Annotated in this window: 19 protein-coding genes and 1 riboswitch; of the genes, 11 read left to right on the forward strand and 8 right to left on the reverse strand. The window is 67.5% G+C overall.

Annotation, left to right across the window (positions count from 1 at the left end; all coding sequences use genetic code 11):
- Positions 1-88 precede the first annotated feature (88 nt).
- Positions 89-3496: a DUF7927 domain-containing protein gene (locus ABD115_RS14240; RefSeq protein ID WP_343962002.1), complete on the reverse strand. Its 3408-nt coding sequence runs from the start codon at positions 3494-3496 to the stop codon at positions 89-91.
- A gap of 566 nt (positions 3497-4062) precedes the next feature.
- Here ABD115_RS14240 and ABD115_RS14245 point away from each other — a divergent pair.
- Together ABD115_RS14245 and ABD115_RS14250 are read left to right on the forward strand one after the other, a co-directional pair.
- Positions 4063-5592, forward strand: coding sequence for a MalT transcriptional regulator family protein (locus ABD115_RS14245; protein WP_343962004.1), 1530 nt, complete (start codon positions 4063-4065; stop codon positions 5590-5592).
- A 49-nt stretch (positions 5593-5641) separates the two neighbouring features.
- Positions 5642-6634 (forward strand): helix-turn-helix transcriptional regulator, encoded by a 993-nt coding sequence (locus ABD115_RS14250; protein WP_343962006.1) that lies wholly within the window; start codon positions 5642-5644, stop codon positions 6632-6634.
- Here the strand turns inward: ABD115_RS14250 and ABD115_RS14255 are convergent.
- The gene (locus tag ABD115_RS14255) at positions 6631-7512 is read right to left on the reverse strand and encodes a bifunctional methylenetetrahydrofolate dehydrogenase/methenyltetrahydrofolate cyclohydrolase (protein WP_343962008.1); all 882 of its coding nucleotides are present in this window, start codon (positions 7510-7512) and stop codon (positions 6631-6633) included. The genes ABD115_RS14250 and ABD115_RS14255 overlap by 4 nt on opposite strands.
- Before the next feature lie 108 nt (positions 7513-7620).
- The gene (gene glyA, locus ABD115_RS14260) at positions 7621-8904 is read right to left on the reverse strand and encodes a serine hydroxymethyltransferase (RefSeq protein WP_343962009.1); all 1284 of its coding nucleotides are present in this window, start codon (positions 8902-8904) and stop codon (positions 7621-7623) included.
- Positions 8905-8934: 30 nt separating this feature from the next.
- Positions 8935-9014, reverse strand: a riboswitch (ZMP/ZTP riboswitch).
- Between the two features lie 107 nt (positions 9015-9121).
- Between glyA and purU the strand changes: the two genes are divergently transcribed.
- Positions 9122-10006 (forward strand): formyltetrahydrofolate deformylase, encoded by an 885-nt coding sequence (gene purU, locus ABD115_RS14265; protein WP_343962010.1) that lies wholly within the window; start codon positions 9122-9124, stop codon positions 10004-10006.
- A gap of 223 nt (positions 10007-10229) precedes the next feature.
- Entirely contained in the window at positions 10230-10898 is a 669-nt protein-coding gene (locus ABD115_RS14270; protein WP_343962012.1) for a hypothetical protein, read from the forward strand.
- 10 nt (positions 10899-10908) lie between these two features.
- Here the strand turns inward: ABD115_RS14270 and ABD115_RS14275 are convergent, their stop codons facing one another.
- Entirely contained in the window at positions 10909-11589 is a 681-nt protein-coding gene (locus ABD115_RS14275) for a TetR/AcrR family transcriptional regulator (RefSeq protein WP_343962014.1), read from the reverse strand.
- 210 nt (positions 11590-11799) lie between these two features.
- Here ABD115_RS14275 and ABD115_RS14280 point away from each other — a divergent pair, with 210 nt between their 5' ends.
- On the forward strand, positions 11800-13431 hold the full coding sequence (locus tag ABD115_RS14280; RefSeq protein ID WP_343962016.1) for an amidohydrolase: 1632 nt from the start codon (positions 11800-11802) through the stop codon (positions 13429-13431).
- Between the two features lie 92 nt (positions 13432-13523).
- On the forward strand, positions 13524-14918 hold the full coding sequence (locus tag ABD115_RS14285) for an APC family permease (RefSeq protein WP_343962081.1): 1395 nt from the start codon (positions 13524-13526) through the stop codon (positions 14916-14918).
- Positions 14919-15234: 316 nt separating this feature from the next.
- Here ABD115_RS14285 and ABD115_RS14290 read toward each other — a convergent pair whose 3' ends face one another.
- A complete protein-coding gene (locus ABD115_RS14290) occupies positions 15235-16167 on the reverse strand; it encodes a biotin--[acetyl-CoA-carboxylase] ligase (protein WP_343962018.1) in 933 nt (310 codons plus the stop codon).
- A gap of 138 nt (positions 16168-16305) precedes the next feature.
- On the opposite strand from ABD115_RS14290, the gene ABD115_RS14295 reads away from it, so the two are divergent.
- The 3 genes from ABD115_RS14295 to ABD115_RS14305 all read left to right on the forward strand — a co-directional run bounded on the left by ABD115_RS14295 (position 16306) and on the right by ABD115_RS14305 (position 19161).
- Positions 16306-17910: an acyl-CoA carboxylase subunit beta gene (locus tag ABD115_RS14295; protein ID WP_343962020.1), complete on the forward strand. Its 1605-nt coding sequence runs from the start codon at positions 16306-16308 to the stop codon at positions 17908-17910.
- Positions 17907-18281, forward strand: coding sequence for a hypothetical protein (locus tag ABD115_RS14300; RefSeq protein WP_343962022.1), 375 nt, complete (start codon positions 17907-17909; stop codon positions 18279-18281). The genes ABD115_RS14295 and ABD115_RS14300 overlap by 4 nt, the downstream gene beginning before the upstream one ends.
- 190 nt (positions 18282-18471) lie before the next feature.
- Complete coding sequence (locus ABD115_RS14305; RefSeq protein ID WP_343962024.1) at positions 18472-19161, forward strand: NUDIX hydrolase; 690 nt, start codon at positions 18472-18474, stop codon at positions 19159-19161.
- Positions 19162-19170: 9 nt separating this feature from the next.
- On the opposite strand, the gene ABD115_RS14310 is transcribed toward ABD115_RS14305, so the two are convergent.
- A complete protein-coding gene (locus tag ABD115_RS14310) occupies positions 19171-20763 on the reverse strand; it encodes a deoxyguanosinetriphosphate triphosphohydrolase family protein (RefSeq protein WP_343962026.1) in 1593 nt (530 codons plus the stop codon).
- 113 nt (positions 20764-20876) lie between these two features.
- On the opposite strand from ABD115_RS14310, the gene ABD115_RS14315 reads away from it, so the two are divergent.
- Together ABD115_RS14315 and ABD115_RS14320 are read left to right on the forward strand one after the other, a co-directional pair.
- Positions 20877-21449, forward strand: coding sequence for a hypothetical protein (locus ABD115_RS14315; RefSeq protein WP_343962028.1), 573 nt, complete (start codon positions 20877-20879; stop codon positions 21447-21449).
- A gap of 115 nt (positions 21450-21564) precedes the next feature.
- Positions 21565-22671 carry a diacylglycerol/lipid kinase family protein gene (locus tag ABD115_RS14320; RefSeq protein WP_343962030.1) on the forward strand — a complete coding sequence of 369 codons (1107 nt, stop codon included), beginning with the start codon at positions 21565-21567 and terminating at the stop codon, positions 22669-22671.
- Positions 22672-22744: 73 nt separating this feature from the next.
- Here the strand turns inward: ABD115_RS14320 and ABD115_RS14325 are convergent, their stop codons facing one another.
- Both ABD115_RS14325 and ABD115_RS14330 read right to left on the reverse strand, forming a co-directional pair.
- On the reverse strand, positions 22745-23458 hold the full coding sequence (locus ABD115_RS14325; RefSeq protein ID WP_343962032.1) for a response regulator: 714 nt from the start codon (positions 23456-23458) through the stop codon (positions 22745-22747).
- On the reverse strand, positions 23458-24756 hold the full coding sequence (locus ABD115_RS14330; RefSeq protein WP_343962034.1) for a sensor histidine kinase: 1299 nt from the start codon (positions 24754-24756) through the stop codon (positions 23458-23460). Before ABD115_RS14330 ends, ABD115_RS14325 begins: the two co-directional genes overlap by 1 nt.
- Positions 24757-24762: the final 6 nt, after the last annotated feature.

Below are 24762 nucleotides of genomic sequence, written 5' to 3' on the forward strand. Positions count from 1 at the left end.
TATTTCCCTTTCTCGAAATTCGTGAGTCATCGTTGGGCTGGTCTGCGAGCTGACAGCGTCGTCGGTGACCGCCCGCGCGCTTGCAGTGTCATGCGGGCAACACCTCCGTCGAACCGTGACGCGCAGCGGCGACGCCTTGGGGGCGCCTGCGCCACCACGCGGCGCCGGCAAGCGCGCTCACGAGCACAAGGCAGCCGGCCGCTGCGAGCAACGCGCCCAACGTGCCTCCCGTGAACGGCAGGGCCGCCGTCGCGGCGTTCGTCACGAGCATGCGATCGCCGGCAGGCACAACGCAGGCCGGTAGCCGTTCTACGATCGTGCTGGCGGCTGGGTCGCAGCGCTCGGTAGGCGACGCGGGGTCGTGACCGATGTCGACCTGACCACCGCCCGAGGCAACACCGCCCGACTCGGTCGGCGCGACCGTAAACGGCACCGCCTCGGCGCTGAGCTGCACCCCCCTCACGGGGCGGGTGTCGGTGCCTGAGAGGTTGCTCTGCGCGTCTGGGGCACGCGTCTCCACCAGCCAGTACGCGCCGGCCCCGAGCCGCTGAACGCCCCAGCTCCCACGCTCATCGGCTCCGGCACCCACGGTTGCGCACTGCGGCAGCTGCGCACCAGGATTCTCGTTGTTCCAGTCGCGAATTCGCTGCTGCAGCTCGGCACCAGCGTCACCGAACGCCCATCTTGCTTCATCTCCGGCCAGCTCCGCAGAGATCCACTCGCCCCGCCACGGGTTCGTTGCCGCGAAGGGGTCATAGTCGGTTCTGCACAGCCGCACCGAAGGGTATTCGCTTGGGCCGCCGCTCACAGCATCGCGCACCTCAAACTCATGACCGATGAGGTGTGCGAGCCCGGTTTCATCACCGCCCCAGCCGGGTGTTTCGAGCAGTGAACTCAGCCCTGCCCCCGCGGCGTCCTTCTGAATAGCAAATGTGTTTTCGCTCACGGAGTGCCTCACCCTGCACTCCTGAGGGAAGGCCTCGTCAACGGGGTTCGCCGCATTTGCCGCGGGCGAGGTATCGGGTACATCTTCTCCGGTGACACACGCATTCGGCGCAAACGGTGGCCGATCGGGCCGTGAGCCGTCGACGGCCATGCCAGTCACGTAGTTGACCGTGCTCCAGCCGCTCGACGGGCGCGCCCCGTCTTCGCCCCAGGTGCTGGCATCTGGGACACCCACGGGGCTCTCACCAATCACCACGGTGAACCACATCTCAGCCCGCACCGCGGAGGCGGGCATATCTAACGGTTCGCCTGAGCTCAGCAGCCATCGTTCATCCGCGGGTTCGCCCGCCCCAGCGATATTCGTGAGCTCGGGAGCAGCGAGTTGGCGTGCTGGCTGAGCGTCGACCGCGCTGGCGCTATTCGGCAGACCATCGACGCCGAGGCTGCGCCCGGCCGAGTCAAACAAATAGAGCCCCGTGTTGCGCGCCCCGGGCGGTGCCTGCCACCCGGGCGCCCACCCTGCACTCTTAAAGACGTGCGTCACATCGTCGTGCAACTGAAGCCCAGCTACGACCGTTGCGTCACTGTCTTTGCTTGCGGTGACCCGATAGTGCACGGCCGAGCCATTCTCCAGCTCAGCACCGGGAGCCGGCACCGAGCCCTTCTCCAGCGTCCATGAATTGACCCGGTGAATGGTGCACAGATCAGGTTCACATTCGCTTGGGGCCACGTTCGCTTGGCCACGCACCAGCTTGTTTTGGATGAGCGCCCGCTCGACACCCGGCGCCGACCCGGCGCCATCGTCTGACGCGGGCAGCACGCGAACGCTGAACCGCAGCACCCCACGCTCACCGGGCGGCACTGTGCCCCGCACCGTCAGACGTTGGTTCACCGCGTCCCAGTGCTGAGCAGGGTCGAAGCTGAGACCCCCCGAGGCCGTGACAGCCGGCGTGCTGCTCGGGTTGCCCGCCGCGTCAACAAAAGCTGCGTCGTCAAGTACATCGGCGAGAAAGTCTCGGTACTCAATCTCAGCAGGCACAGGGCCGCGAGAATTGTCAAACTCGAGCGAGTACTCGATAGTGTTGCCCGGTCTGACATCACTTCCACTGGCCGGGGCCGCAGTCTTCGTAGCCTGCACAACGGAGTGCGTGACCGTGCACAACACCTCGGAACCTGTGGTCATAGCGGGCATCACAAACGAACCTGCTGCGCCTAGCCCGCTCGCTACGGCGTTTCCGTCGAGCACGCACTGCCAGGCGCTCCCGTAGCGCCCGAGGTCGGTGTTGCCAGCCGCTGCACTCGAGAACGAGACCTCCTTGCCAGAGGTCACTGGCGCGGGCCCGACGGTGACCTGCTGCACCCCCGGGGTGTTGCCGGTCGTTCGCTCGCTCCCGACCTGCACGCCACCCGCTGTGAGGGTTTGCTGAAACTGGTCGGTCTCGGCTGCGCGCCCGTTGGGAAGCTCGGTCTGGAGCTTAACTGTCGGTGGGAATGCGCACGTTCCGAGATCCAGACTCCCGAACGACGCCCCGCTGAGCCTCAGCGGTTGGGCACGCTCAGACGACAGCGGCAGCGTCAAGAACTGGAGCGAGGTGGTGCCGCCGACAAACAGGGACCCCCGCGAGTCGAACGCGATTCCGACGAGCGGGTTGTTGGTTACTGACCCCGCGGGGAGCCTGGCCGACGCAGGGTAGGCGGTCGTTCCCGTGCCGCGGCGCAGCAGATCGGCGTCTACTCGGAACATGTCAACGGTCGTGTAATTCTGCTGACCACGCACGAGATAGAGGTTGCCGTCGCGGTCGAAGGCAATGTCGCTGCCCGGGCTCAGCTGGCCGACAGGCGTGGGCCAGTTGCGGAGGCTGATGACGCCGCGCTGCGTCACGGTCGACAGCCCGGGGTCGTACGACCAAATGGCAAACTGGTCGCGAATGGTGTCACTCGGGCGGAACCCGCCAAACCAATAGATGCCTGCCGCGTCAACTGCACCGGCAATGATCTCGTAGTAGTTCGCCCGAAAAGATCGGCCCAGGTTACGCCATGATGCGCTCGACGCGTCAAATCTGTAGAGGTCTCCCTGCCCGCCGGTCACGCCGGGCACCGTTTCGCGATACCTCACCAGATACCCCGTTGCTCCGTCGTTTCCGATGCCGAGCGCATTAAACCCCGTGCCGCTGGCCGCTGCACCGACGTTCCGAACCATTGCACTCGTACGATCTGCGTTGAGCACGACCTCCTGTAGCTGGCCGCTTCGACCTGACGAGTACAGTACGTCGGGCCCGCAGCTGAGTGCTGCCTTCGCACTCGGGTGGAGCACCGCGGGAGGCTCCGCGGGGTCGCCCCCCTCTTGCGCATCGGTCGTTTCGGGAACCTCCGGGTCGTCGGGCGCCGCGGGCTCCTCGGGCGCCGCGGGTTCCTCGGGTGCCGCGGGCGGCGCCGGCACGGCCGTCAACGCCGCTGCAGCGCCTGGTTCTGCGAGCGACCCGCTAATTCCCATTCCAACGCACACGATCACGGCCATCGCAGCGATGGCGCGGTTCCGACGTTCTCTCACCGTTCCTCCAAGCCCGGTCGCAATTCCAACCAGCGGCACCTGGCAGCCGGCCGACGTGGCACCCAGCCGCAGCGCCGAGTGTTCAGCGCGAGGCGATCGCCAAGCGCACCCGAATCACACAACTGTCGTCCAGTTTGATTTCCGTCGTAAATACTACGATCGCGCGCCAGCCGCGCGCCATGTGAAGAGGCACCCTTCCACCAGATCTTCACCCAGCACATGAGGGCAATGGGCGTGCCGCCAGGGGTGATCACCGCTCGGCACTTGCAAACATGCGAGTAGAATTTGCACCCTAAATGTTAAAAATATTGTCGTTGGCCGGAAGCGAGATTCGCGGCGCGAATAGCTCACCGCGAGCAGCGCCCTCCGGCCTCTCTCCCACCCACCGATTCAGAAAGCACTCATGTCTCATGAACCACGCATCTGACGGGGCGCGCGACCGAATACTGCCAACGGTGTCGCTCCCAACAGCGCGACCGAGCTTTTTCGCTGCGGAGACAGCGGCACTACTTGGGCACGAGCCTTTGACGCTCGTGTGCGCTCCAACCGGCTTCGACAAAAGCTCTGTGGTTCGCGCCTGGCTCTCGACTCAAGCCGAGCAACACCACACCGGCTGGTTGCGCACGCCTACAGCTCGACCACCACGCTCATTTTGGAGCGCCTTCGCCGCGGCGCTCGACACGCGATCCCAGCCACGCGGCCCCGATGACGCTACCGCCTTCGAACACGCGCTCACCAAGGCTCGGGAGCTCGCCCGCCCGACCACACTCGTCATCGACGACTTTCATCGAACGACGAGTGCGACAACCGACGTCGACATGATCGAGCTCCTCGGGTCATCACCCCTGCTCCACGTCATCATCGTTGCGCGACGCGTCACTCTCCTCGACTCCCCTCTCCTCTCCGGCCGCTTGGAAATTCGGCACATCGGCCCCGATCAGCTTCGATACACCGCAGCAGAGATCGACGAGCTGCTACGGCTGCACGGGTTCTCGAACAGCCCCGAACTCGCGGCCGCGCTGGCTCGCACGCGAGGGTGGCCCCTTGCCGTGCGCGCAGCGCTCGGGCTCACCCACCTCGACAGGGTGCGAAGCGCACCCTCACCGAAGCCCAGCCTCGCGTCTACCCGCGCACCTGCGGCCATTCGCAACCTGCGGCAGTTCGCGCTTGACTCCCTGCAACTGCTCGACTCACGCTCTCAACAGCTACTGCTCGCGGTAGCCCAACTCGATTCGATGGGGTTGCGCCAGGCAAGCACCCACCTCGGGTGTTCGATTGACGACGCGCGCACGGCAATGCAGCAGCTCGTGGAGCTCGGGCTCGTCACCGAGGTGCGGTCTGCAGCGGCTCATGTGTTTGCCAGCCACCCAGCACTCCAGGCCCCGCTACGCGAGCACGCCCTTGCCACGTTGGCCGCAGACGAGCGTCGGCGACTCTACCGAGCACGGGGTCGGGAGGCAGCGGGCACCCACCCGCTTACGGCGTTCGCGCTGCTACTCGCCGCTGAGGATTATCGCAGCGCAGAACACCTCCTCGCACGGCACTTCACAACCCTGACCGCGGCGCCCGAGCACGCGACTCGGTCGCTCCATTCAATTCCGGAGCCGCAGTTGCTGCTCCACCCAACATTTGTCGCAGCGCTGCTCTACCTCAGCTATTCGCTCGCGGCGGTGCCCGAGTCGCGCCTGAGCTACCTGTTTAACCTGTGGCAGAGAGGCTTGCATAGGCGCCTTCCCGCCGGTGTTCATACACAGCCTGGCCCGATCCACCTCGAACTTCTCGCGCAAGCCATGGTCATGCACCGCGCTGCCGGGCATATCCAGCAAGCTCGCACGATCATGGGTTACGTCGAGAGCCGGCTCACTCCTGAGACGCGCTTCGACGGCTCGCAGCACGGCGATGCGCCGGTGACAACACCGCACCCCGGCACCCCCTACGACTCATACCCAACGATCTACCAGGAGCTCGCAGCGACCGCCGTGACAACGGGCGACTTTCGCCGCGCCCGCCACATCTTGCGACGGCTGCAGAACCTGTCGCGCGAGCCCGCAGCACCGGGCGCCGCCGCCGCTACAGAATGGGAAGCGGGTGAGTAGTGCGAGTCACGACCCGAACTCTCTTCGCATCGCTCTCTCTGAATTAGCCTTGACCGACGCGCTCGATGGGCACGTCAACCGCGCGTCGAACTATCTTTCTGAACTTGCCAACCTCGGAAAGATCGAGGCCCCCTCCGTCGACACAGCCTGGGCTAGCGCCACCCTCGCCACTGCCCTCATCGCCCAAGAGCACGGAGACGTTGTCGCGGTCGATCGGGCAACAAGGAGACTCGCACCCATGCGCGGCCGGTACGAGCCCTGGCCCCTCACGGCGCTAGCGCACAGTGCCGCGATACGCCAGACACGCGGCGCGGCGGCGGCCCTGCACGACCTGAGGAGTTCCCTTTCGCAACGCAACGGCACACGACGACTCTTCCAGCCCTGGCACGACGTGCTCCTGTCGTTCGAGGCCTCGCTCAACACCGCGATCGGAAACCTTGCACGGGCTGAGACGCTCCTCGCACAGGTCGCTTTCGACCGGGCGGCACAGCGCATCGAACGCGCCCGCCTTGCCCTATTTGCAAGTGACGACGTCGAAGCGCTTCTCCTTGCCGAGGGGGTTCACGACTCCGGCTCCACAAAACGACAACGCCTCGATCAGCGACTCCTCGTGGCAGCAGCAGCCTGGGCATGCGGAAGGCCGCGCGCAGCATTCGAGGCGCTGAGCTCGGCCCGAGCGCTCAGCGAACGGTACGGGGTTCGGTCGGCAATCTTCGGGCTGCCGCACGATCTCGTGCTCCGCCTCGCGGAAGCGGCGCGCGAGGCGGAGCACATCGATGTCGTGGCCTGGGTTGAAGCCGTGCCAGACGCCGCCCGCGCCTGGCGATACGAGCCGCTGACCGAGATGGAGTTGCGAACCCTCACCGCAATTCGCCACCACGGCAACGCAAACGCGGTCGCGCAAGAACTCTTCGTCACAGTCGGAACCGTGAAAAAACACCTCGCAGCGGTCTATCGCAAGCTGCGCGTTCGCGACCGTCAGGCCGCCATCATTCGCGCGACTGAGATGGGGCTGCTAGCTCGAACACTGCCGCCTGGTTAGGCAGACCGCCGCTCCGCCATCTCGACGACGTTTTTCAGCAGCAGCGCGCGGGTCATCGGCCCAACCCCGCCGGGGTTCGGCGAGATCCACCCGGCGACCTCAGCGACCCCGGGGTCGACGTCGCCGACAACGCGGCTCTTGCCGGTCTCAGGGTCGACTCTGCGCGAGACACCGACATCGAGCACGATCGCGCCGGGCTTCACGTTCTCCGCACGAACGATGCCCTCGACGCCAGCCGCGGCGACGATAACATCGGCCTGGCGCAGCTCAGCGGCAAGATCCGCCGTGCCCGTGTGGGTGAGCACAACCGTCGCGTTGTATTCGCGGCGTGTGAGCAGCGGGCCGATCGGCCTACCCACCGTGACGCCACGGCCCACAACAACCACGCGCTTGCCCGCCCACGAGATGCCGTTGCGTTCGACGAGCTCGATCACGCCGCGCGGGGTGCACGGCAGTGGCGAGGTAATCTCGGTATTCGCGTTGAGCACGAGGCGACCAAGGTTTGTCGGGTGTAGCCCGTCGGCATCTTTGTCGGGGTCGATGCGCTCGAGAATGCGGTCGGTGTTGATGTGCTTCGGCAGCGGCAGCTGCACGATGTAGCCAGTGCAGGCAGGGTCGGCGTTGAGCTCATCGAGCACCGCCTCGAGCTCCTCCTGGGTCACCGATTCGGGGAGCTCACGCTTGATCGATGCAATGCCAACCTCGGCGCAGTCGCGGTGCTTCCCCGCGACATACCACTGGGAGCCAGGGTCTTCGCCGACGAGCACGGTCGCAAGGCCCGGCACAGTGCCCCGCTCCGAAAGCTTCGCAACCCGCTCCGTGAGTTCTCGTTTGATGGCGGCCGCTGCCGCCGTTCCGTCAAGCTTTTGTGCGCTCATTATTATTCCTCAAAGTCTGTGTGGTCGCCCGTGTTTTGGGGGCCAGAACACCGCCGGGGCGCGGAGGTGATCACCTCACACGCCCCGGGCGGCATCAGCATGTGCTGGTTACCAGGTTTCAAGACCAGGGTAGAGCGGGAACGCCTCGGCAAGCTTGGCGACGCGGGCCCGGAGCTCTTCGACGTTGCCGGTCTCGGTCAGGGTCTGCGCGATGATGTCGGCAACCTCGGCGAACTCGGTGTCACCGAACCCGCGGGTCGCGAGTGCTGGGGTGCCAATGCGCAGGCCGCTCGTGACCATCGGCGGGCGCGGATCGAACGGAACGGCGTTACGGTTCACCGTGATGTCGACGGCGTGCAGCGCGTCTTCTGCCTGCTGACCGTCGAGCTTTGAGTTGCGCAGGTCTGCGAGCACGAGGTGCACGTCAGTGCCGCCCGTGAGCACGTCAACGCCGGCTGCCTTCGCGGTGTCGCTCGTGAGCGCTGCCGCGACGAGCTTCGCGCCCGAGAGCGTGCGAACCTGGCGGTCTTTGAACTCGTCGGTCGCCGCGAGCTTGAAGGCGGTAGCCTTCGCAGCGATCACGTGCATGAGCGGGCCGCCCTGCTGACCTGGGAACACGGCCGAGTTGAGCTTCTTGTGCAGCTCGAGGTCGTTCGTGAGGATGAAGCCCGAGCGGGGGCCGCCGATCGTCTTGTGCACTGTCGACGAGGTTACGTGCGCGTGCGGAACCGGGTTCGGGTGCAGGCCGGCCGCAACGAGGCCGGCGAAGTGGGCCATGTCAACCCAGAGCGTCGCGCCAACCTCGTCGGCGATCGCACGGAAGGCCGCGAAGTCGAGCGTGCGCGGGTACGCCGACCAGCCGGCGATGATGACCTTCGGTTTGTGCTCGAGGGCCTTCTGGCGAACCACGTCCATGTCGACGAGGAAGGTCTCGGGGTCGAGACCGTACGACACAATGTCGTAGAGCTTGCCCGAGAAGTTCAGCTTCATGCCGTGCGTGAGGTGGCCACCGTGCGCGAGCTCGAGGCCGAGAATCTTGTCGCCCGGCTCGGCGATCGCGGCGAGCACCGCGGCGTTCGCCTGCGCGCCCGAGTGCGGCTGCACGTTCGCGTACTTCGCGCCGAACAGGCTCTTCGCGCGGTCGCGCGCGAGCTCCTCGGCAACGTCGACGAACTCGCAGCCACCGTAGTAGCGGCGGCCCGGGTAGCCCTCGGCGTACTTGTTCGTGAGCACAGAGCCCTGAGACTCGAGCACGGCACGCGGAACGAAGTTCTCGCTCGCGATCATTTCAAGCGTTGCCCGCTGGCGGCCGAGCTCCTGCTTGAGCACCTCTGCGATCTCGGGGTCAACGACCTCGAGTGGCTCGTTAAAGAATGCTGACTGGTTGGACACGATGAGTCTCCCTTGTGTGATGTTTCCAGGATGTGTGGCCCAGGCGAGCGGCCGTTCAAAGGTGTCGCTCCCCGATGGTTTCCATCTGCACGCCAGTCACGACGCTGCAATCCTATCAGCGCGCAGGGGGCTGCGCAGGAGCCCACTGGGATCAAGTGGACTGCCGCGGCGGGGCCCTGGCCGGTGTGCGCATACGAACCCGGCTAGAATTGGCCGGATGAACGCGATCGTTGCCGACAAGCCAGGCCAACAGTGGGTACTCACGCTCTCTTGCATCGACGGGCCGGGTATCGTGCACGCGATCAGTGGTGCGATCGTGGCCGCCGGCGGCAACATCGCCGAAAGCCAGCAGTTCGCATCGGCAGACACCGGGCGCTTCTTCATGCGCCTGCAGGTCGAGGCCGTGGCCCAGCCCGAAACATTCGGCGACCGGTTTCGCAGTTCCTTGGCGCCGGTGACCGAGCGCTACAACATGCACTGGCGACTCGACCAGGTCGGGCGCGCGGTTCGCACCCTGCTGCTTGGCTCGACCGCAACACACTGTGTGAACGACCTGCTGTATCGCAAGCGCGCCGGGCAGCTTCCCATTGAGGTTCCGCTCGTGCTCTCGAACCACGAGACTATGCGCGATATCGCTGAGTTTTATGGCGTCGACTTTGAGTACCAGCCGGTGACAGGGCCCGAGTCAAAGGCTGCCTTTGAAGCGCGCGTACTTGCAGCCGTCGCGGAGCACGACATCGAGCTCGTTGTGCTCGCGCGCTACATGCAGATTCTCTCGCCCGAACTGTGCGAGGCGCTCGAGGGGCGCGCGATCAACATCCACCACTCCTTCTTGCCCGGGTTCAAGGGCGCAAACCCCTACAAGCAGGCTCACCAGCGCGGCGTGAAGCTCATCGGCGCCACCGCGCACTTCGTCACCACCGATCTCGACGAGGGGCCGATCATCGAGCAAGACACCACCCGGGTCGACCACTCTTACTCGCCGCGCGAGCTTGTGCAGCTCGGCCAAGACATCGAGTCGCGAGTGCTGCGCCACGCGGTTAGCTGGTTCGCCGAGAACCGGGTGCTGCAAGACGGCGACCGCACGATCATCTTCCGGTAGGGCGACTCCGGGGCCGCCCACACCGGCGCGCTCCTCTGGCTCCCTCAGCTCACGCCACCTCGGCCCGAAAGCGGGTTTTCGGGTGGCGTGAGTTGTTTTCCACAGACTGGGTTCGGCACCTCGATCTACGGCTTATCCACAGAAGTTCGAGATTACTACCGAGCAACAGTTCGGCGACGTATGGTGATAAGTGCATCTATTCCCGCGACCGCTGAGGAGCCCCATGGAAACCGCCGCATCCTTTGTCGCCATCATTGGCGGTGTGCTCACAATCATCGGGTCACTAGCCTGGAGCCATAGGCACCTCAGCAAAGGGTTCAACGACCGGTTCGACTCCGTCGATAAACGCTTCGAATCTGTCGACACACGCCTCGACTCCATCGACAGACGCTTCGACGCCGTCGACAACCGCCTAGAAGCAGTCGACGGGCGACTCAGCAACCAAATATCCACGCTCGACGCGCGACTCAGTGAGCAGATGTCCATGCTCGATACTCGACTCAGTAACCAGATGTCTGCGCTTGACGTGCGACTCAGCGACCAGATGACCACGCTCGAGGCGCGACTCAGCGACCAGATATCCACGCTCGACGTGCGACTCAGCAACCAGATGACCACGCTCGACGCGCGACTCAGCGACCAGATATCCACGCTCGACGCGCGACTCAGCGACCAGATATCCACGCTCGACGTCAGGGTTTATGCCCTAGCGACGGCCTTTGCACGTCACTTTGACCCCCAGGCTGAGCCGCCGAACGGCGCCCCGCCGAACGGCGCCCCGCCGAACGGCGCCCCGCCGAACGGCGCCCCGCCGAACGGCGCTCCGAGGAACGGCGCCCCGAAGAACGATGGCCGGCACCCAGGGCCAGCTCCCGAAGCGCTTTCGGCCTAGCAACGCTCCGCTACCCGCCAGCTACGCCAAACGCCGTGTGACGGGCCCGGAGCCCGGCGAGCATTGCCGAGAGGCCGAGTTCGAATGCTACATCGGTGAGCCGCCGCTCGCCCGCCGCGGCGTGACCCGCGTCGTAGACCGCACGAAACGTCGGAGCGTGCGGGTCGTCGCCCGGATCGAGCATGTTGTCGGGGGCGCTGTGATCGAGCGCGGCCCCGAGAATCAGGCACTCGACGCCCACGACGGTGCTCAGCACCTCGGGCTCGGGCCAGCCCGCGGCAATCAGACCAGAGAAGACAGCCTCGTACATCTCGCTCGTGCGTGTGCCTGTCGCGATCGGCAGCACTCCGAGGAGTGCGATCGTTGGCGGGTGGTCGGCGAAGGCGTTTCGGTACGACCTTGCCCACCGTTCCATCGCCTCGTCCCACGGCAATTCGCCAAACCCCGAGACATCAATCCGGTCGCTCACCAGTTCACGGATGCCCGAGATCAGGTCATCTTGACCCGCGATGTGGTTATACAGAGCCGATGGGCGCACGCCCAGTTCGCGCGCAATCTCGCGCAGGCTTGCGCCAGACTCGCCTCGCTCGTCGAGTAAACGTAGCGCCGTCTCGAGAATCAGGCCACGGCTGAGCACCGCCGTCGTTGGGCGCCCCGATCGCCGGGGCTGGGGCTTGTCGCTCACCGCCATGGTGCACCACTTTCTCTTGCCGCGAGCGCCGAGGCACGTCGCTGCCTTCGAGCGTATCGGAGGCGCCGTGGTTCTCGAGCTTCGCACAGCGAGCGCACTGGGATTGCGCACGGGGCTCGCGCTCGAGGCGCTCATGTGCATAGAATAACGAACACTGTTCATTAATGGGCGATGAAGCGACCTGGCATTGACGCCAGAGATGGGGCGAACATGACACTCACTGTGTTCACGGGCGGCACGATCATCCTCGAGGCCGAGCGAGAGGGCCACACCCATCTCAGCGAGGCCATCGCGTTCTCTGGCGACCGAGTCATCGCAATCGGCGACAACGCCGCAAGGCTTGCGCACCAGGACGGCGCCGAAATCATCGACCTCGCGGGAGGCGCGCTCGCGCCCGCGATAGGCGAGGGACACGCGCACCCGGTGCTCGGCGGGCTCGAGGCGGTCGGGCCGAACGTTCGCGACGCGGCCGATCTCGACGGAATTCTCGCCGCCGTCGCCGATTGGAAGCAGCGGCACCCGGAGGCCGAGTGGCTCGTCGGAGCGAGCTACGACGCCACCTTCGCTCCCGGCGGCGTGTTCCGGGCCGAGTGGCTCGACGCAGTGACCGGCGACACTCCGACGATTCTCCGCGCCTGGGACTACCACACGGCCTGGGTGAACTCGGCGGCGCTTGCCGCCGGCGGGATCACGGCAGCAACCGCTGATCCGCCCCTCGGCCGCTATGTTCGCGACGCCGACGGCACCCCGACGGGCACCCTGCAGGAAGCCGCGGCCAACGACTTCATCGCCAACGTCGTTCCGCCGTTTGCCCTCGACGATCGCGTTGCGGCCGTTGAGGCTGCGACGCGCGAGTACGCGGCACAGGGCACCACCTGGGTGCAGGACGCCTGGGTCGAGCCCACCGACGTCGAGACGTACGTCGAGGCAGCCCGCGCCGACCGACTCCACGCGCGGGTGAACCTCGCTTTCCGCGCCAACCCCGCGACCTGGCGCGACCAGCTCGGTGGATTCGTAGCGCTTCGCGAGGAGATTCGCACGCTCGGCCACGACCGGCTGAGCGCCGAAACCATCAAGTTCTTCGTTGACGGGGTGATTGAGAGCCACACCGCCGTGCTGGCAGAGCCGTACGCCGATCGCCCGGGCGAGCGCGGCCTGCCGAACTGGGATGAGGCTGAGCTCATCGCGGCCGCACGCGACTTCGATCTCGCGGGGTTCCAGCTGCACATTCACGCGATCGGAGACGACGCGAACCGCATCGCGCTCGACACGATCGCGGCAGTGAACGACAACCCTGCGAACGCTGGCACCCCAGCCCGCGAGCGTGCCCACGTCATCGCGCACGTTGCGATGCTCGCGCCAGATCAGATCAACCGGTTCGCCGAGCTCGGCGTCATTGCGAACTTCGAACCGTACTGGGCACAGTGCGACGCGGTGATGCGCGACCTCACGATCCCGCACATTGGCCACGACCGCGAGGGCTGGCAGTACCTCATCGGCTCGGTGCTCCGCTCTGGCGCGACGGTCTCGTTCGGCAGCGACTGGCCAGTCACCACGAAAGACTGGCGCCCGGCGTTCTCGACCGCCATTACCCGCCACAGCCACCTCGAACCGGGCGCCGAGGCGTGGCTGCCCGACGAGCGCGTGAGTGCCGGAGCCGCCCTCTCGGCGTACACCGCGGGCATCGCGAAGCAGGCCCTCGCCCCCGAGCGTGGGGCGCTCCGCGTCGGCATGATCGCCGACGCAGTGTGGCTTGCCGCCGATCCGCTCACCGCAGACCCGAACACCGTGCCCGACATCGCGGTGCTCGGCACCTGGCTCGCGGGCGAGCGCACCCACTAACCCCCTTAGGCTCCACAGCTCCCCACCCACTGATTCAAAGGAGAATCGTGTCCAACTCCCCCACAACCCAGGCTGCGACATCGCAGCCACACATGCGGCGAGCGCTCGGGCTCACCGGCCTCACGTTCTTTGGCGTGACGTACATGACCGTGATCACGGTGTTTACGACCTACGGCATCGTGAACCAGGTGACGGGCGGTAAGCTGCCGGCGGCCTACATCGTCGCGGTCGTCACAATGCTGTTCACGGCGGCGAGCTACGCGGCGATGGTGCGCAAGTACCCGGTCGCGGGATCGGCTTACACTTACGCGCAGCAGTCGTTCGGCGGCGGCGTCGGGTTCCTCACCGGCTGGGTCATGCTGCTCGATTATCTGTTCATTCCGATGATCAACTTCATGCTCATCGGCATCTACCTCAACACGCAGTTCCCGGCGATTCCGGTGTGGGCGTTCACGCTCGCGGCGCTGCTGCTCGTGCTGCTCTTTAACGTGCTCGGCATCACCCTGGTGAACAAGCTCAACATCGCGATCATCGCGCTGTCGGTTGTGCTCGTCGTCGTGTTCATGGCGCTCGCGTTTAAGCAGTACCTCGGCGGTGATCAGGCCGTCGGCATCATCGAGCCCTTCACCTTCGGCGAGGGCGGCATCGGCGCCATCGCTTCGGGCGCCGCGGTGCTCGCGCTCTCGTTCCTCGGCTTCGACGCGGTCTCGACGCTCTCTGAAGAGGCGAAGAACCCGCGTCGCGACATTCCGCGCGCGATCATGCTGTCGACGCTTGTCGGCGGCTTCTTCTTCATCCTCGTCGCGTGGGCGGGTGCTCTCGCGTTCAACCCCGACTGGGCCTCAATGGATCAGGCGCAGATCGATGCTGCCGGCACGACCGTCATGGACTCGTTCGGCGCGAGCTGGTTCACGTCGTTCTTCGTGGCCGTGTACGTCGCGGGCGCCTTTGGTTCGGGCATGACCGGCCAGGTGTCGGTCTCGCGCATTCTCTATGCGATGGGCCGCGACGGCATGCTCCCGAAGCCGCTTTCACGGCTGCACCGGCGGTTCGGCACGCCGATCGTCGCCGCGGTCGTCGTCTCCATCTTTGCACTGTCCGCGCTGTTCATTCCGTTCGACATTGCGGCCTTCATGATTAGCTTCGGCGCGCTCGCTGCGTTCGCAATGGTGAACCTGTCCGTGATCCGCACCTACCTGTTCCCCAAGGGCGGGCGTAACCGGCCCGCGACCGCGTGGGAGATCGTTCGCTTCGGCGTCATTCCGCTCATCGGGTTCGGGCTAACGATCTGGCTGTGGACGTCGCTGCAGCCCGTCACCTGGCTCGTGGGCCTGGGGTGGCTCGTGCTCGGCGTCGGCGTCATCGTCGTGGTGACGCGCGGCTTCAGGAAGCCCGTGCCAAAGATGGACTTCTCCGAGGGTGACCCGACCACGCAGCAGATCGATGCCCTAGGCGACGAGTTTCCTCTGGAGGGCGAGAGGCGGTAGGCCGCTGCTGGCGGGGACCTGGACCTGGCCGGGCCCGCTGCCAGGTTCGGCAGGGCTCGCTGCCGGACTTAACCCGGCTCGCTGCCAGACTCGGCCGGGCTCGCCCTGCCGTAGCTAGCAAATCTGCCGAAGATAGCACCGTTCTTGCGAAACTGGTGCTGTCTTCGGCAGATTGCATTTGTAGTGCAGGCGCCAGGCCGGAAGGGCACCGGACCGGAAGGGCACCGGACCGGAAGGGCACCAGGCCGGAATGGCACCGGGCCGCAGCCGCCAGGCCGGGCAGCAAGCCCGGGCCGCAGGCCGTGTCGCCGCGACGCTATCGCAGGTGCTGCACATCCCCAGCGCTGACGGTGAGCACTCCCCCGGTCGGCAGGTCGACGATGAGCGCCCCGTCGGCCGCGAGCGCGCGGGCTCGACCGTCGACAATCTCGTCGCCGGGGAGGTGCACGCGCACCTCCGTCCCGAGCGTGAGCGAGTGCCTGGCGGCGCGGATGCGGATCGCGTCGGGCTCGCGCACGGCAAGCTCGGTGAGCCGGTGGATCTCGGCAGCCACGGCGGCCACGACGCGGTCGGCGAACTCGGCACCCAGCGGGTCGTCAAACGATTCGGCTCCCCCGACGTCGGCGCCTGCCGCGAGCAGCGAGGTCGCGCGGTCGGTCGGCAGCTCCCATTCGGGGATCAAGAGGTTCATACCCATGCCGATGATGGCACTGCCGTCGGGCAGCAGTTCGCAGAGAATGCCGCAGAGCTTCTTGCCGGTGCGGCCGGCAAGCGCGTCTTCTTCGTCGCGCACGTGAATATCGTTCGGCCACTTCATGCCGACGCGCAGGGGCTCGGTCTCGTCGCGCGCCGCTGCCGCCGAGAACAGCGGCTGGAACGCGGCGTTCACCGCGGAGCCAGCGATAAAGGGGAGCCAGCCAGGGCCGAGCTCGCCCCAGGTTGGTCCCGGGGCGCCAGCGCTCGCGGATCCGCCAGCGCTCGCGGATCCGCCAGCATCGCCGGCCGCGCCCCCGTACCCGCGCACGAGCACCGACACGGCGAGCGCCTGGCCCGGCGGCGTCGCCCAGCCGCGCGTGAGCCTGCCCCTGCCAGCCGTTTGGTTGTCGGTGAGCAGCACGGTGCCGTGCGGCAGCGGCGAGCCTGCGCGACTCGCCGCTGCGGCAAGCTCGCGCAGCTCGGCGTTGGTCGACGGCGACTCGTCTCGCCACTCGACGCGGGGCTGCTGGGCGCGGGTGAGCCGGAGTTCCATAGCATCGAGCTTAGGCCCCCGGAATGCGCGCCCGCTCGCAGCGCAGAGCCCCGCATCTGAGGGTTTCAACCAAGGATCGGCGATTCAGTTGGAGGAGTTCTTGAACTTTGCGGCATATACCCGCGCTAGGCTAAACGGGTGACCTCAGAGAACGACACCGCTCCCGAGAACCTCGCGACTACAGCCGGCCGCATTGCAGACCACCGCCGCAAGTACCAAGAGGCCGTCGGTGACCGCGACGCAGCAGCAGCAGCCAAGCAGCACCCGCGCGGCAAGATGACCGCGCGCGAGCGCATCGCGTCGCTCCTCGACCCCGGCTCCTTCGTCGAGTTCGACAAGTACGTGAAGCACCGTGCAACCGCGTTCGGCATGGACGCGAACAAGCCCTTCGGCGACGCAGTCGTCACCGGCGCCGGCACGATTCACGGCCGCCAGGTCGTCGTCTACTCGCAAGACTTCACGACCTTCGGCGGCTCGCTCGGTGAGGCCGCCGGCGAGAAGATCGTCAAGGCGATGGACTTCGCGATGAAGACCGGTGCCCCGATCATCGGCATGCTCGACTCGGGCGGCGCCCGCATTCAGGAGGGCGTCTTCTCGCTCTCGCAGTATGCCCGCATTTTCAAGCGCAACACGCTCTCCTCGGGCGTCATTCCGCAGATCTCGATCATCATGGGCCCGTCGGCAGGCGGCGCGGTGTACTCGCCCGCGCTCACCGACTTCGTCATCATGGTCGACAAGACGAGCAACATGTTTGTGACCGGCCCCGACGTCATCAAGACCGTGACGGGCGAAGAGGTCGGCTTCGAGGAGCTCGGCGGCGCGCTCACCCACAACAAGACGAGTGGCGTCTCGCACTACCTCGCGAGCGACGAGCTCGACGCGCTCGACTACGCGCGCACGCTCATCAGCTTCCTGCCAGACAACAACCTCGCAGAGGCCCCGATCTACGACAGCGACACCGCGTTCGAGATCACCGAGGCAGACCGCCGGCTGAACACGATCATTCCCGACAGCCAGAACCAGCCCTACGACATGAAGGTCGTCATCGAGGCGATCCTTGACGGCGGCGACTTCCTCGAGGTGCAGCCGCTGTTCGCCCCGAACATCTTGATCGGCTTCGGCCGTGTCGAGGGCCGCACGGTCGGGATCGTTGCGAACCAGCCGAACCAGATGGCCGGCACGCTGAACATCGACGCGAGCGAGAAGGCCGCCCGCTTCGTGCGGTTCTGCGATGCGTTCTCGATCCCGATTCTCACGCTCGTCGACGTGCCCGGCTACCTGCCAGGCACCGAGCAGGAGTACCAGGGCGTCATTCGCCGCGGCGCGAAGCTGCTCTTCGCCTACGCCGAGGCGACCGTGCCGCTCGTCACGATCATCACGCGCAAGGCCTACGGCGGCGCGTACATCGTGATGGGTTCGAAGGAGATGGGCGCCGACTTCAACATCGCCTGGCCCACCGCCGAGATCGCCGTCATGGGCGGCGCGGGCGCCGTGAACATCCTGTATCGCAAAGAGCTCGCGGCGGCCGAGGCCGCTGGCGAAGACGTCGAGGCGCTGCGCGCGGAACTCACCGCGAAGTACACGGCCGATGTCACGAGCCCCTTCCTCGCCGCCGAGCGCGGCGAGATCGACAACGTGCTCGAGCCTGCTGGCACCCGCCTCGCGGTGATCAAGGCGCTCCGCGGCCTTCGCGGCAAGCGCGACGAGCTGCCCGCGAAGAAGCACGGTAACATCCCACTATGAGTGAGACCAACGCCAGGCTCGCAGAGGACACGGTGGCCGAAGCCGCGGTCGCCGAGGCCGCGGTCGCCGAGGCCGCTCTCAACTCCGAGCTCGACGCGCTCGACGGCGACCTGCCGCCCGATGCCGCAGCGCGTGACGCGGCGAAGCGCGAAGACGCCGGTGAGGCAGACGAGGCAATTAACGGCGACGACATCACGTTCGTCACCCGCGGTGTGAGCGACGACGAGCGCGCGGCGGTCATCGCAGTGCTCACCGCAGCGCGCGCCGAGGAGACCCGGAAGGTCAAGCGGGTCGCCCGGCGCGACCGCGAACCCTGGGCTCGGTCGCAGCGCGTGCCAGACGGCTTCGCTGATCTGTTGATCGAGGGCTAACCGCGCCGCAGTGCGCCGGCACCGCGGCGCGTGCGGGTGCGGGCTGGCATTCACGAGCGCACACGTTATTCACCGGGGCACACGTTACGTAGCGTGAATAACGTGTGCGCCGGTGAATAACGTGTGCCCCGGTGACGGCCCACAACCACGCGACCACGCAACACCACAGAAGCTCGCATAGGCTAAGGGCATGGCACGGACGAAGGCCGAAGCACGGCAGCAGCTCAAAGACGCGGTGGATCGTGGGTTTGGCATCGATTTCAACCCGCCCTTCCCGCAGACCGAGGGTGAGATTCGCCGCTCGGCGGTGCTGATCCTCTTCGGCGCGCTCGACCGGGTGCCAGCCGACCCCGCGGCCGGCGAGCCCGTTCCCGCGGAGCTCGATCTGCTGCTCACCCGTCGGGCGAGCGGCATGCGGCACCACGCGGGCCAGATCGCCTTTCCCGGCGGCGGCGTCGAGCCGGGCGACGCCGACGTCGCCGCGACCGCGCTGCGCGAGGCCTTCGAAGAGACCGGGCTCGACCCCGCGGGCGTCGAGGTGCTCGGCACGCTCCCTGAGATTCACGTGCCGGTGAGCAGGAATCTCGTCACCCCGGTTGTCGGTTGGTGGCGAGACCCGAGCGAGGTCGCGGCGGATCACACGGAGTCCGTCGAGGTATTCCGTGTTCCTGTCGCGGAGCTGCTTGACCCTGCGGCCCGCGGCCACTCGGTGCTTCGGCGCGCGGGGGCGACGCACCGCGGTGCCGCATTCAAACTTCAGGAGCGCTTCGGGGGCCACACCGTGTGGGGTTTCACCGGGATGCTGCTCGCGAGCGTGTTCGACGGTGTCGGGTGGTCGGTGCCGTGGGAGCCGGGTGCCGACTACGAGGTCACGGGCTGAGCGCGTTCGCTACCCCGCGCGCGTGAGCAGGTCGAACGCGGCGACGGCCTGCTGGTCGGTGAACGACGACACATAGTCGAGAATCGCGCGAGCGCGGCCGCGGCGGTGAATCCCTGAGCCAGAGATGTCTCCCTGCAGCAGTTCTGGCCGCTCCTTCGAGAGCTCGAACAGGCTCTCGGTCGCCTCGTCGACCCACTCGAGCAGGCGCCTGGGCGCCCTGCCAGCGTCGTCCCTGTCAGACAGCCACGCGTCGAAGCCGAGCACGAGCTCTTCCACGACGCGCGCCTGCCCCCGCTGCGAGTGCGCGAGATCGGGGGTTTCGAGCACGAAGCTCGAGTGCACGAACTTCAACACCGCTACCTCGTGCCACGCGCGCTGGTTCAACCTGACGTGGCCGCCGCGCATGTGCGGGTTCGCCTCGACGACGATTGATGACCGCAGCCGCTCGATCCACCGCCTGGTGAACCCCGACACCGCCCGCTCGCTCGCGATGCCACCGTCGTAGGGCGTCTGCAGCAGCCCCTCGACGAGTTCATCGTTCACTCGCTGCACGGCTTCGCGGAAGGCGTCGCGATCGGCGATCCACCCGTCTTTGCGGCTCATGCTGCGCCAGCGCAGCTCGAGCGAGCGACCCGGCCTGCGCCAATCGACCTGAATCGCGCCGAGCGGCTCCGCGGCAAGCGCCGCATCTTCTGCGAGCCAGGTTTGCAACTCGGCGGCGACCGCGGCGTGCTGCAGCACGCCGGCGCGCGTGAAGTCGTCGAGGTCGTGTACCGCGTACGCGATGTCGTCAGCGACGTCCATGACCGCGCACTCGACCGTTTGCACGCCCTCCGCGATTGCAGGGAACGCGGCGAGCGCCGACTCGAGCTCGCCGGCCTCGAGCACGTAGCTCGAGAACTTCTCGGCGCCCTTGACCGGGTCGTTTCCGACGCCGCGCGGGCGCTCGGTGACGGGTAGCTCGTCGACGGTGACGCCGATCCACCTGCCACGCGTCCACGGGTACTTCAGCACCGAGGCCCGCACCGCCGCGGTGAGGTTGAGCCCCGCGAAGTCGCGGCCGAGTGTGTCAAGCGATGTGAGAATGCGAAAGGTCTGTGCGTTGCCCTCAAAGCCCTCGGCGAGGCCGAGGCGCTCCCGCGCAACGCGGTCGAGCACGCGCTCGCCGAGGTGGCCGAACGGCGGGTGGCCGAGATCGTGCGCGTGGGCGGCGGCCTGGGCGACTATCGTGTCGCAACCGCCGAGCCTCGCGATCGTTGCCCCCGTCTCGTCGTCGTGCGCGGCCTCGCCGCGCACGAATGCTGCGTGCTGGGCAGCCGCTCCAGCCAGGTTCGAGGCGACCACACGCGCGACAGCGCTCACCTTGAGCGAGTGCGTGAGGCGGTTGTGCATCACCGGCCCGACCCCAGACTGCGGCACGACCTGAGTGACGTCAGAGAGCCGCGCAAAGTACGACGAGAAGCGGATGCGCTCGAGATCGATGCGAAACTGCTCGAGCTCGTCGGTTGCCAGGTCGGTGCTGCTCGCCGCGTGCTGGGACGATTCTTGCTCGGCGTGGCGTCGCGTCGCGCGGGTCATGTGCTGCCGGGGCATATCGGTCATGCTCCTCATTCAACCAGATGTCGCACGCGTCTCGGCGGGGCGGGGCGCGGGCACTCACCTGGCGCATCGCGGCGCATCACGCCGATGTCAGGGGTCTCACCTACACTGATGCCATGAGCAGCAGTGGTGGGAGTGGCAATCAGACTCGCGGCGAGCGGGTCCCGGCGATCGAGCGCGCGACGGGTCGGTCATGGGACGACTGGGTGGCGGTATTTCACGCGCACGGCGCGGGCTCGCTGAGTCACGCGGAGATCGCAAAGCTCGCCCTCGCGACCATGCCGCCCGGCATCGAGAACGCCGAGTGGTGGGCTCAGGGCGTGGCGATTGCGTTCGAACAGCACGTCGGTCTCCGGGTGCCCGGGCAGTCGTCTACCGGGTCGTTCAGGGTGAGCGCGAGCCGCACGCTGCCGCTCGACCGTGATGCGGCGCTCGAGGCCTGGGTGAATGTTCACGGCGCCACGGCCTCGCACCTTGGCCACGCCGCCACCGACCGGCGCAGTTCGCGCACCGAGAAACGTTCGTTCTGGCGGTTTAACCTCGCGGGCGCAGGCAAGGTCGAGGTCTCTGCCACACCGGCCAAAGACCCGGCGAAGGCAAGCCTCACTATCAGCCAGGAGGGGCTGCCCGACGGCGAGCGCATCGAGGAGTGGCGGTCATACTGGAAAAGGCAGCTCGCGGGCCTCTAGCGGCCCCGCGAATGAACTCTCGGTGATTTTCAGCCGAGCGTCAGCCAGGCACTGTATTCATTGAAATACCAACGCTCCGCGACAGCGCGGGGCTAGCCAGCGCAAGGGGGTAGCCGTGCAGCACGTCATCGGCCTCGTATGGAATCCGTCGAAAGTGGAGGAGGCCGAGCTGCGCGCAGCGGTCGATGCCGCCGTTGATTCAGCCCACGCAGCCGCCCGAGAGGAGGCCGGCGCTGAGGCCGACGCTGAGGCCGGCGCTGAGGCCGGTGCTGAGGCCGGCGCTGAGGCCAACGGCGGGGCGGCCACCGGGGCGGCCGATGCGGCTGACGGAGCCGGCCCGGGCGCGGGCGGCTCACCGCTGCCCGTCGAGGTGCACTGGTTCGAGACCACGGAGGCCGACCCCGGCGCCGAAGCCACGGCCGCCGCGCTCGCCGCCGGCTGCACAGTCGTGGTCGCCGCCGGGGGCGACGGCACGGTGCGGGCGGTCGCCGCGGCCCTCGGAGGCAGCGACGGTGCGCCACCGGCGGCCGAGCTCGGCATCGTGCCCCTCGGAACCGGAAATCTACTCGCGCGAAATCTCGACGTGCCGCTTGGCGACCCGAAGGCAGCGTTCGAGCGGGCGCTCACCGCAACCGCCCGACCACTAGATCTCGGCGAGGCGCGGCTCTCGTTTGCCGACGGCAGCGAGCAGGTCGAGGGCTTCGTCGTGATGGTGGGGTTCGGCATCGACGCCCAGATGATCGTGGAGACCGACGACGAGCTGAAGGCGAAGGCCGGCTGGCTCGCGTACGTCGAATCGCTCGGCCGCGCCGCTGGCGAAACCGAGGTTGTTGAGTTTGCGCTCACGCTCGACGATGGGGCCGCAGAGGCCGAGCAGGCGCACACGCTGCTCATCGCCAACTGCGGCACAATTCAGGGCGGTATGACGCTGCTCCCCGATGCCGTGCCCGACGACGGCGAGCTCGATCTGCTCGTGCTCCGCGCCGACGGGGTGGGCGCATGGCTCGACACCATGCGCAACATGGTCTGGGACAACGGGCTCAAGCGGCTGCTCACCGGCGCCGATCGCGCCGAGAGCTCGGCCAGCACCGGGCACCTGCGTGCCAAGCGCGTGCACGTAGAGCTGCCGTCGCCCCACGCCTTCGAGGTCGACGGCGACGACTTCGAGGAGGTCACGGGCTTCGAGGTTCGCATCGTGCCCGCGGCGCTGCTCGTCAGGTAGCGCCGCGGCTGAGCGGCCGGCCGGAGCCGCCGGCCCGAGCCGCCGGCAGGTCCGAGCCGCGGGCCCGACCGGCTCAGCCGAGCGCCGTCGCGCCCAGCGCCGCGAGCTGCACCCGCGAGCCCGCCCCGCTCTTCGCGTAGAGCGAGCCGACATGCGTCTTTGCCGTGGTGAGACCGATGTGCAGCCTGTCGGCGATTTGCTGGTTCGAGAGCCCAGCGACGAGCAGTTCGAGCACCTGGCGCTCGCGTGGTGTGAGGTCGCTCAGCCCCGCAACCGGCGCGCCACCATCCGCCGTGTCGCCGGCTTGCCCCACTCCATAGGCGCCCCCGCTTGTCGCCCGCCCGGCGCCTGCCTCCCGCTGGGCGGCCGCGAACCCCGCGATAACCGACCCGGTCACGGCCGGGTCGAGCACGTGTCGATCCGCCGCGACATGCCGCACGGCATCGATGAGCTCGCCGCCGCTCGTGCTCTTGAGCAGGTAGCCGTGGGCGCCGGCCGCGAGCGCGCTCGCGATGAGATCGCCCGAATCGTACGTTGTGAGCACGAGCACCCTGGTCGCGGTCTCGGCCGTGATGCGCTCGGTCGCCCAGACGCCGTCGGTGCCGGGCATGCGCAGGTCAACGAGCGCGACATCGGGTTGGGTGCGGTGGCAGCCGGCGAGCGCGTCGAAGCCGTTCTCTGCCTCGGCGACGACCTCGATGCCGTCGCCCGCCTGCAAGATGGCTGCGACGCCGCTGCGCACGGCCTCGTGGTCGTCGGCGATCAATACGCGAATGGGCTCGTCCATCATTCATGCTCCCGTTCGGTGGTGGGCAAAGGAAGCGTGACGGTGGCGAGCCAGCCGTCGGGCGTTGCGCGCGATTCGAGCGCGCCCCCGATGCTCGCGAGGAGCACGCGCGTGCCCTCGATGCCGAGCCCGCCGCCGAGCCGCTCGGTGGCCGGCGGGGGCGCTGGGGCGTTTGCGATGCGGATCCGCAACCGCTGTCGCTCCCCCGCCGCACCCCCGCCGCGCTCCGGCCACGACTCCTGACCGGGCGCCACCTCGGCGAGCAACTCGGCGTCGCCCGCGCCGTGTTTCGCGACGTTCGCGATGAGCTCGTGCAGCGCGCGCAGCACGATCCGTGCGCGCTGCGCGTGCTGCGCAGACAGCGCGCGCCTGATTACGGCCTCTGCGCCGCTCCCCCAGCGAATCGCTCTGCCCGCTGGCAACAGCTGCCCGAGCGCATGCAGCTCGCTCTCGAGGTCGACGGGCGCGCTGTCGCCGGCCTGTTCGACAACGGTGAGCACGGAGATAAGCCCTCGCAGTTCGCGGTGAGCCCGATCGGTGCCCGCCTTGGCGCGGTCGAGGCTCTGCAGCACGGGGCCGAACGGCCCGCCTGGCGCCGCTGCTTCGCCGGCACCGATGCCCGACCCAGCGGGCGCGCCCGCGGCGAGCTTGCCTGCCTGCAGCTTCGCTGCCTCGACGTGCAGCCCGGCGACAGCGATCTGATTCGCCACCAGGTCGTGCAGATCGTGGGCGATCTTCGTGCGCAGCTCGCGCGTCTCGTCGGCGTGCTGCGCCGAGAGTTCGGCCGCGGTGTGGGCGCGTTCCGCCCGCACGTTCCACCCCCAGAGCGCAGAAACTGCAATGATGAGCCCCCACTGCACGAGCATCACTGCGAGGCCCGGGTGCGCGCGAGCGGTCATGACGAGCACGGTGGCAAGCGCGACGGCCCCGGCTGCGGCGACCCGCAGCAGCCCCCGAATCGCCAGGGCGCTGCTGTATTTCACCGCGGCGTAGATGAGATCGGTGAACACGAACACAACCGCGAGGCTCGCCCCCATGAGAGTGTCGACAAGCGCTACTGCGGCACCGAGCGAGAGCGCGACGAGCGGGCGGCTCGAGCGCAGCGGCAGCAGCGCCACAGCCGCGGCGAGCGTCACCAGAAACGCCCAGCGATCCACCTCGAAGAGCGCGGCACCGCGCCACAGCCCAGTCAACCCGAATGCCCACAGGGCGATACCAACGGCGAGCCAGAACGCGGCGATGGCTGCGTCGCGGCGCGCGGGGTGCGCGCGAATTCCCCTCAGCCTGGCTGCCTCCATGGTTCT

This window comes from Leucobacter albus (assembly GCF_039528015.1).
Classification (GTDB): Bacteria; Actinomycetota; Actinomycetes; order Actinomycetales; family Microbacteriaceae; genus Leucobacter; species Leucobacter albus.

Coding starts and splice junctions, on each gene's coding strand:
- ABD115_RS14315 (WP_343962028.1), top strand. CDS start 20,877: ATGAGCAGCAGTGGTGGGAGTGGCAATCAGACTCGCGGCGAGCGGGTC.
- ABD115_RS14285 (WP_343962081.1), top strand. CDS start 13,524: ATGCGGCGAGCGCTCGGGCTCACCGGCCTCACGTTCTTTGGCGTGACG.
- purU (WP_343962010.1), top strand. CDS start 9,122: ATGAACGCGATCGTTGCCGACAAGCCAGGCCAACAGTGGGTACTCACG.
- ABD115_RS14300 (WP_343962022.1), top strand. CDS start 17,907: ATGAGTGAGACCAACGCCAGGCTCGCAGAGGACACGGTGGCCGAAGCC.
- ABD115_RS14330 (WP_343962034.1), bottom strand. CDS start 24,756: ATGGAGGCAGCCAGGCTGAGGGGAATTCGCGCGCACCCCGCGCGCCGC.
- ABD115_RS14280 (WP_343962016.1), top strand. CDS start 11,800: ATGACACTCACTGTGTTCACGGGCGGCACGATCATCCTCGAGGCCGAG.
- ABD115_RS14310 (WP_343962026.1), bottom strand. CDS start 20,763: ATGACCGATATGCCCCGGCAGCACATGACCCGCGCGACGCGACGCCAC.
- ABD115_RS14275 (WP_343962014.1), bottom strand. CDS start 11,589: ATGGCGGTGAGCGACAAGCCCCAGCCCCGGCGATCGGGGCGCCCAACG.
- ABD115_RS14270 (WP_343962012.1), top strand. CDS start 10,230: ATGGAAACCGCCGCATCCTTTGTCGCCATCATTGGCGGTGTGCTCACA.
- ABD115_RS14290 (WP_343962018.1), bottom strand. CDS start 16,167: ATGGAACTCCGGCTCACCCGCGCCCAGCAGCCCCGCGTCGAGTGGCGA.
- ABD115_RS14325 (WP_343962032.1), bottom strand. CDS start 23,458: ATGGACGAGCCCATTCGCGTATTGATCGCCGACGACCACGAGGCCGTG.
- ABD115_RS14255 (WP_343962008.1), bottom strand. CDS start 7,512: ATGAGCGCACAAAAGCTTGACGGAACGGCGGCAGCGGCCGCCATCAAA.
- ABD115_RS14305 (WP_343962024.1), top strand. CDS start 18,472: ATGGCACGGACGAAGGCCGAAGCACGGCAGCAGCTCAAAGACGCGGTG.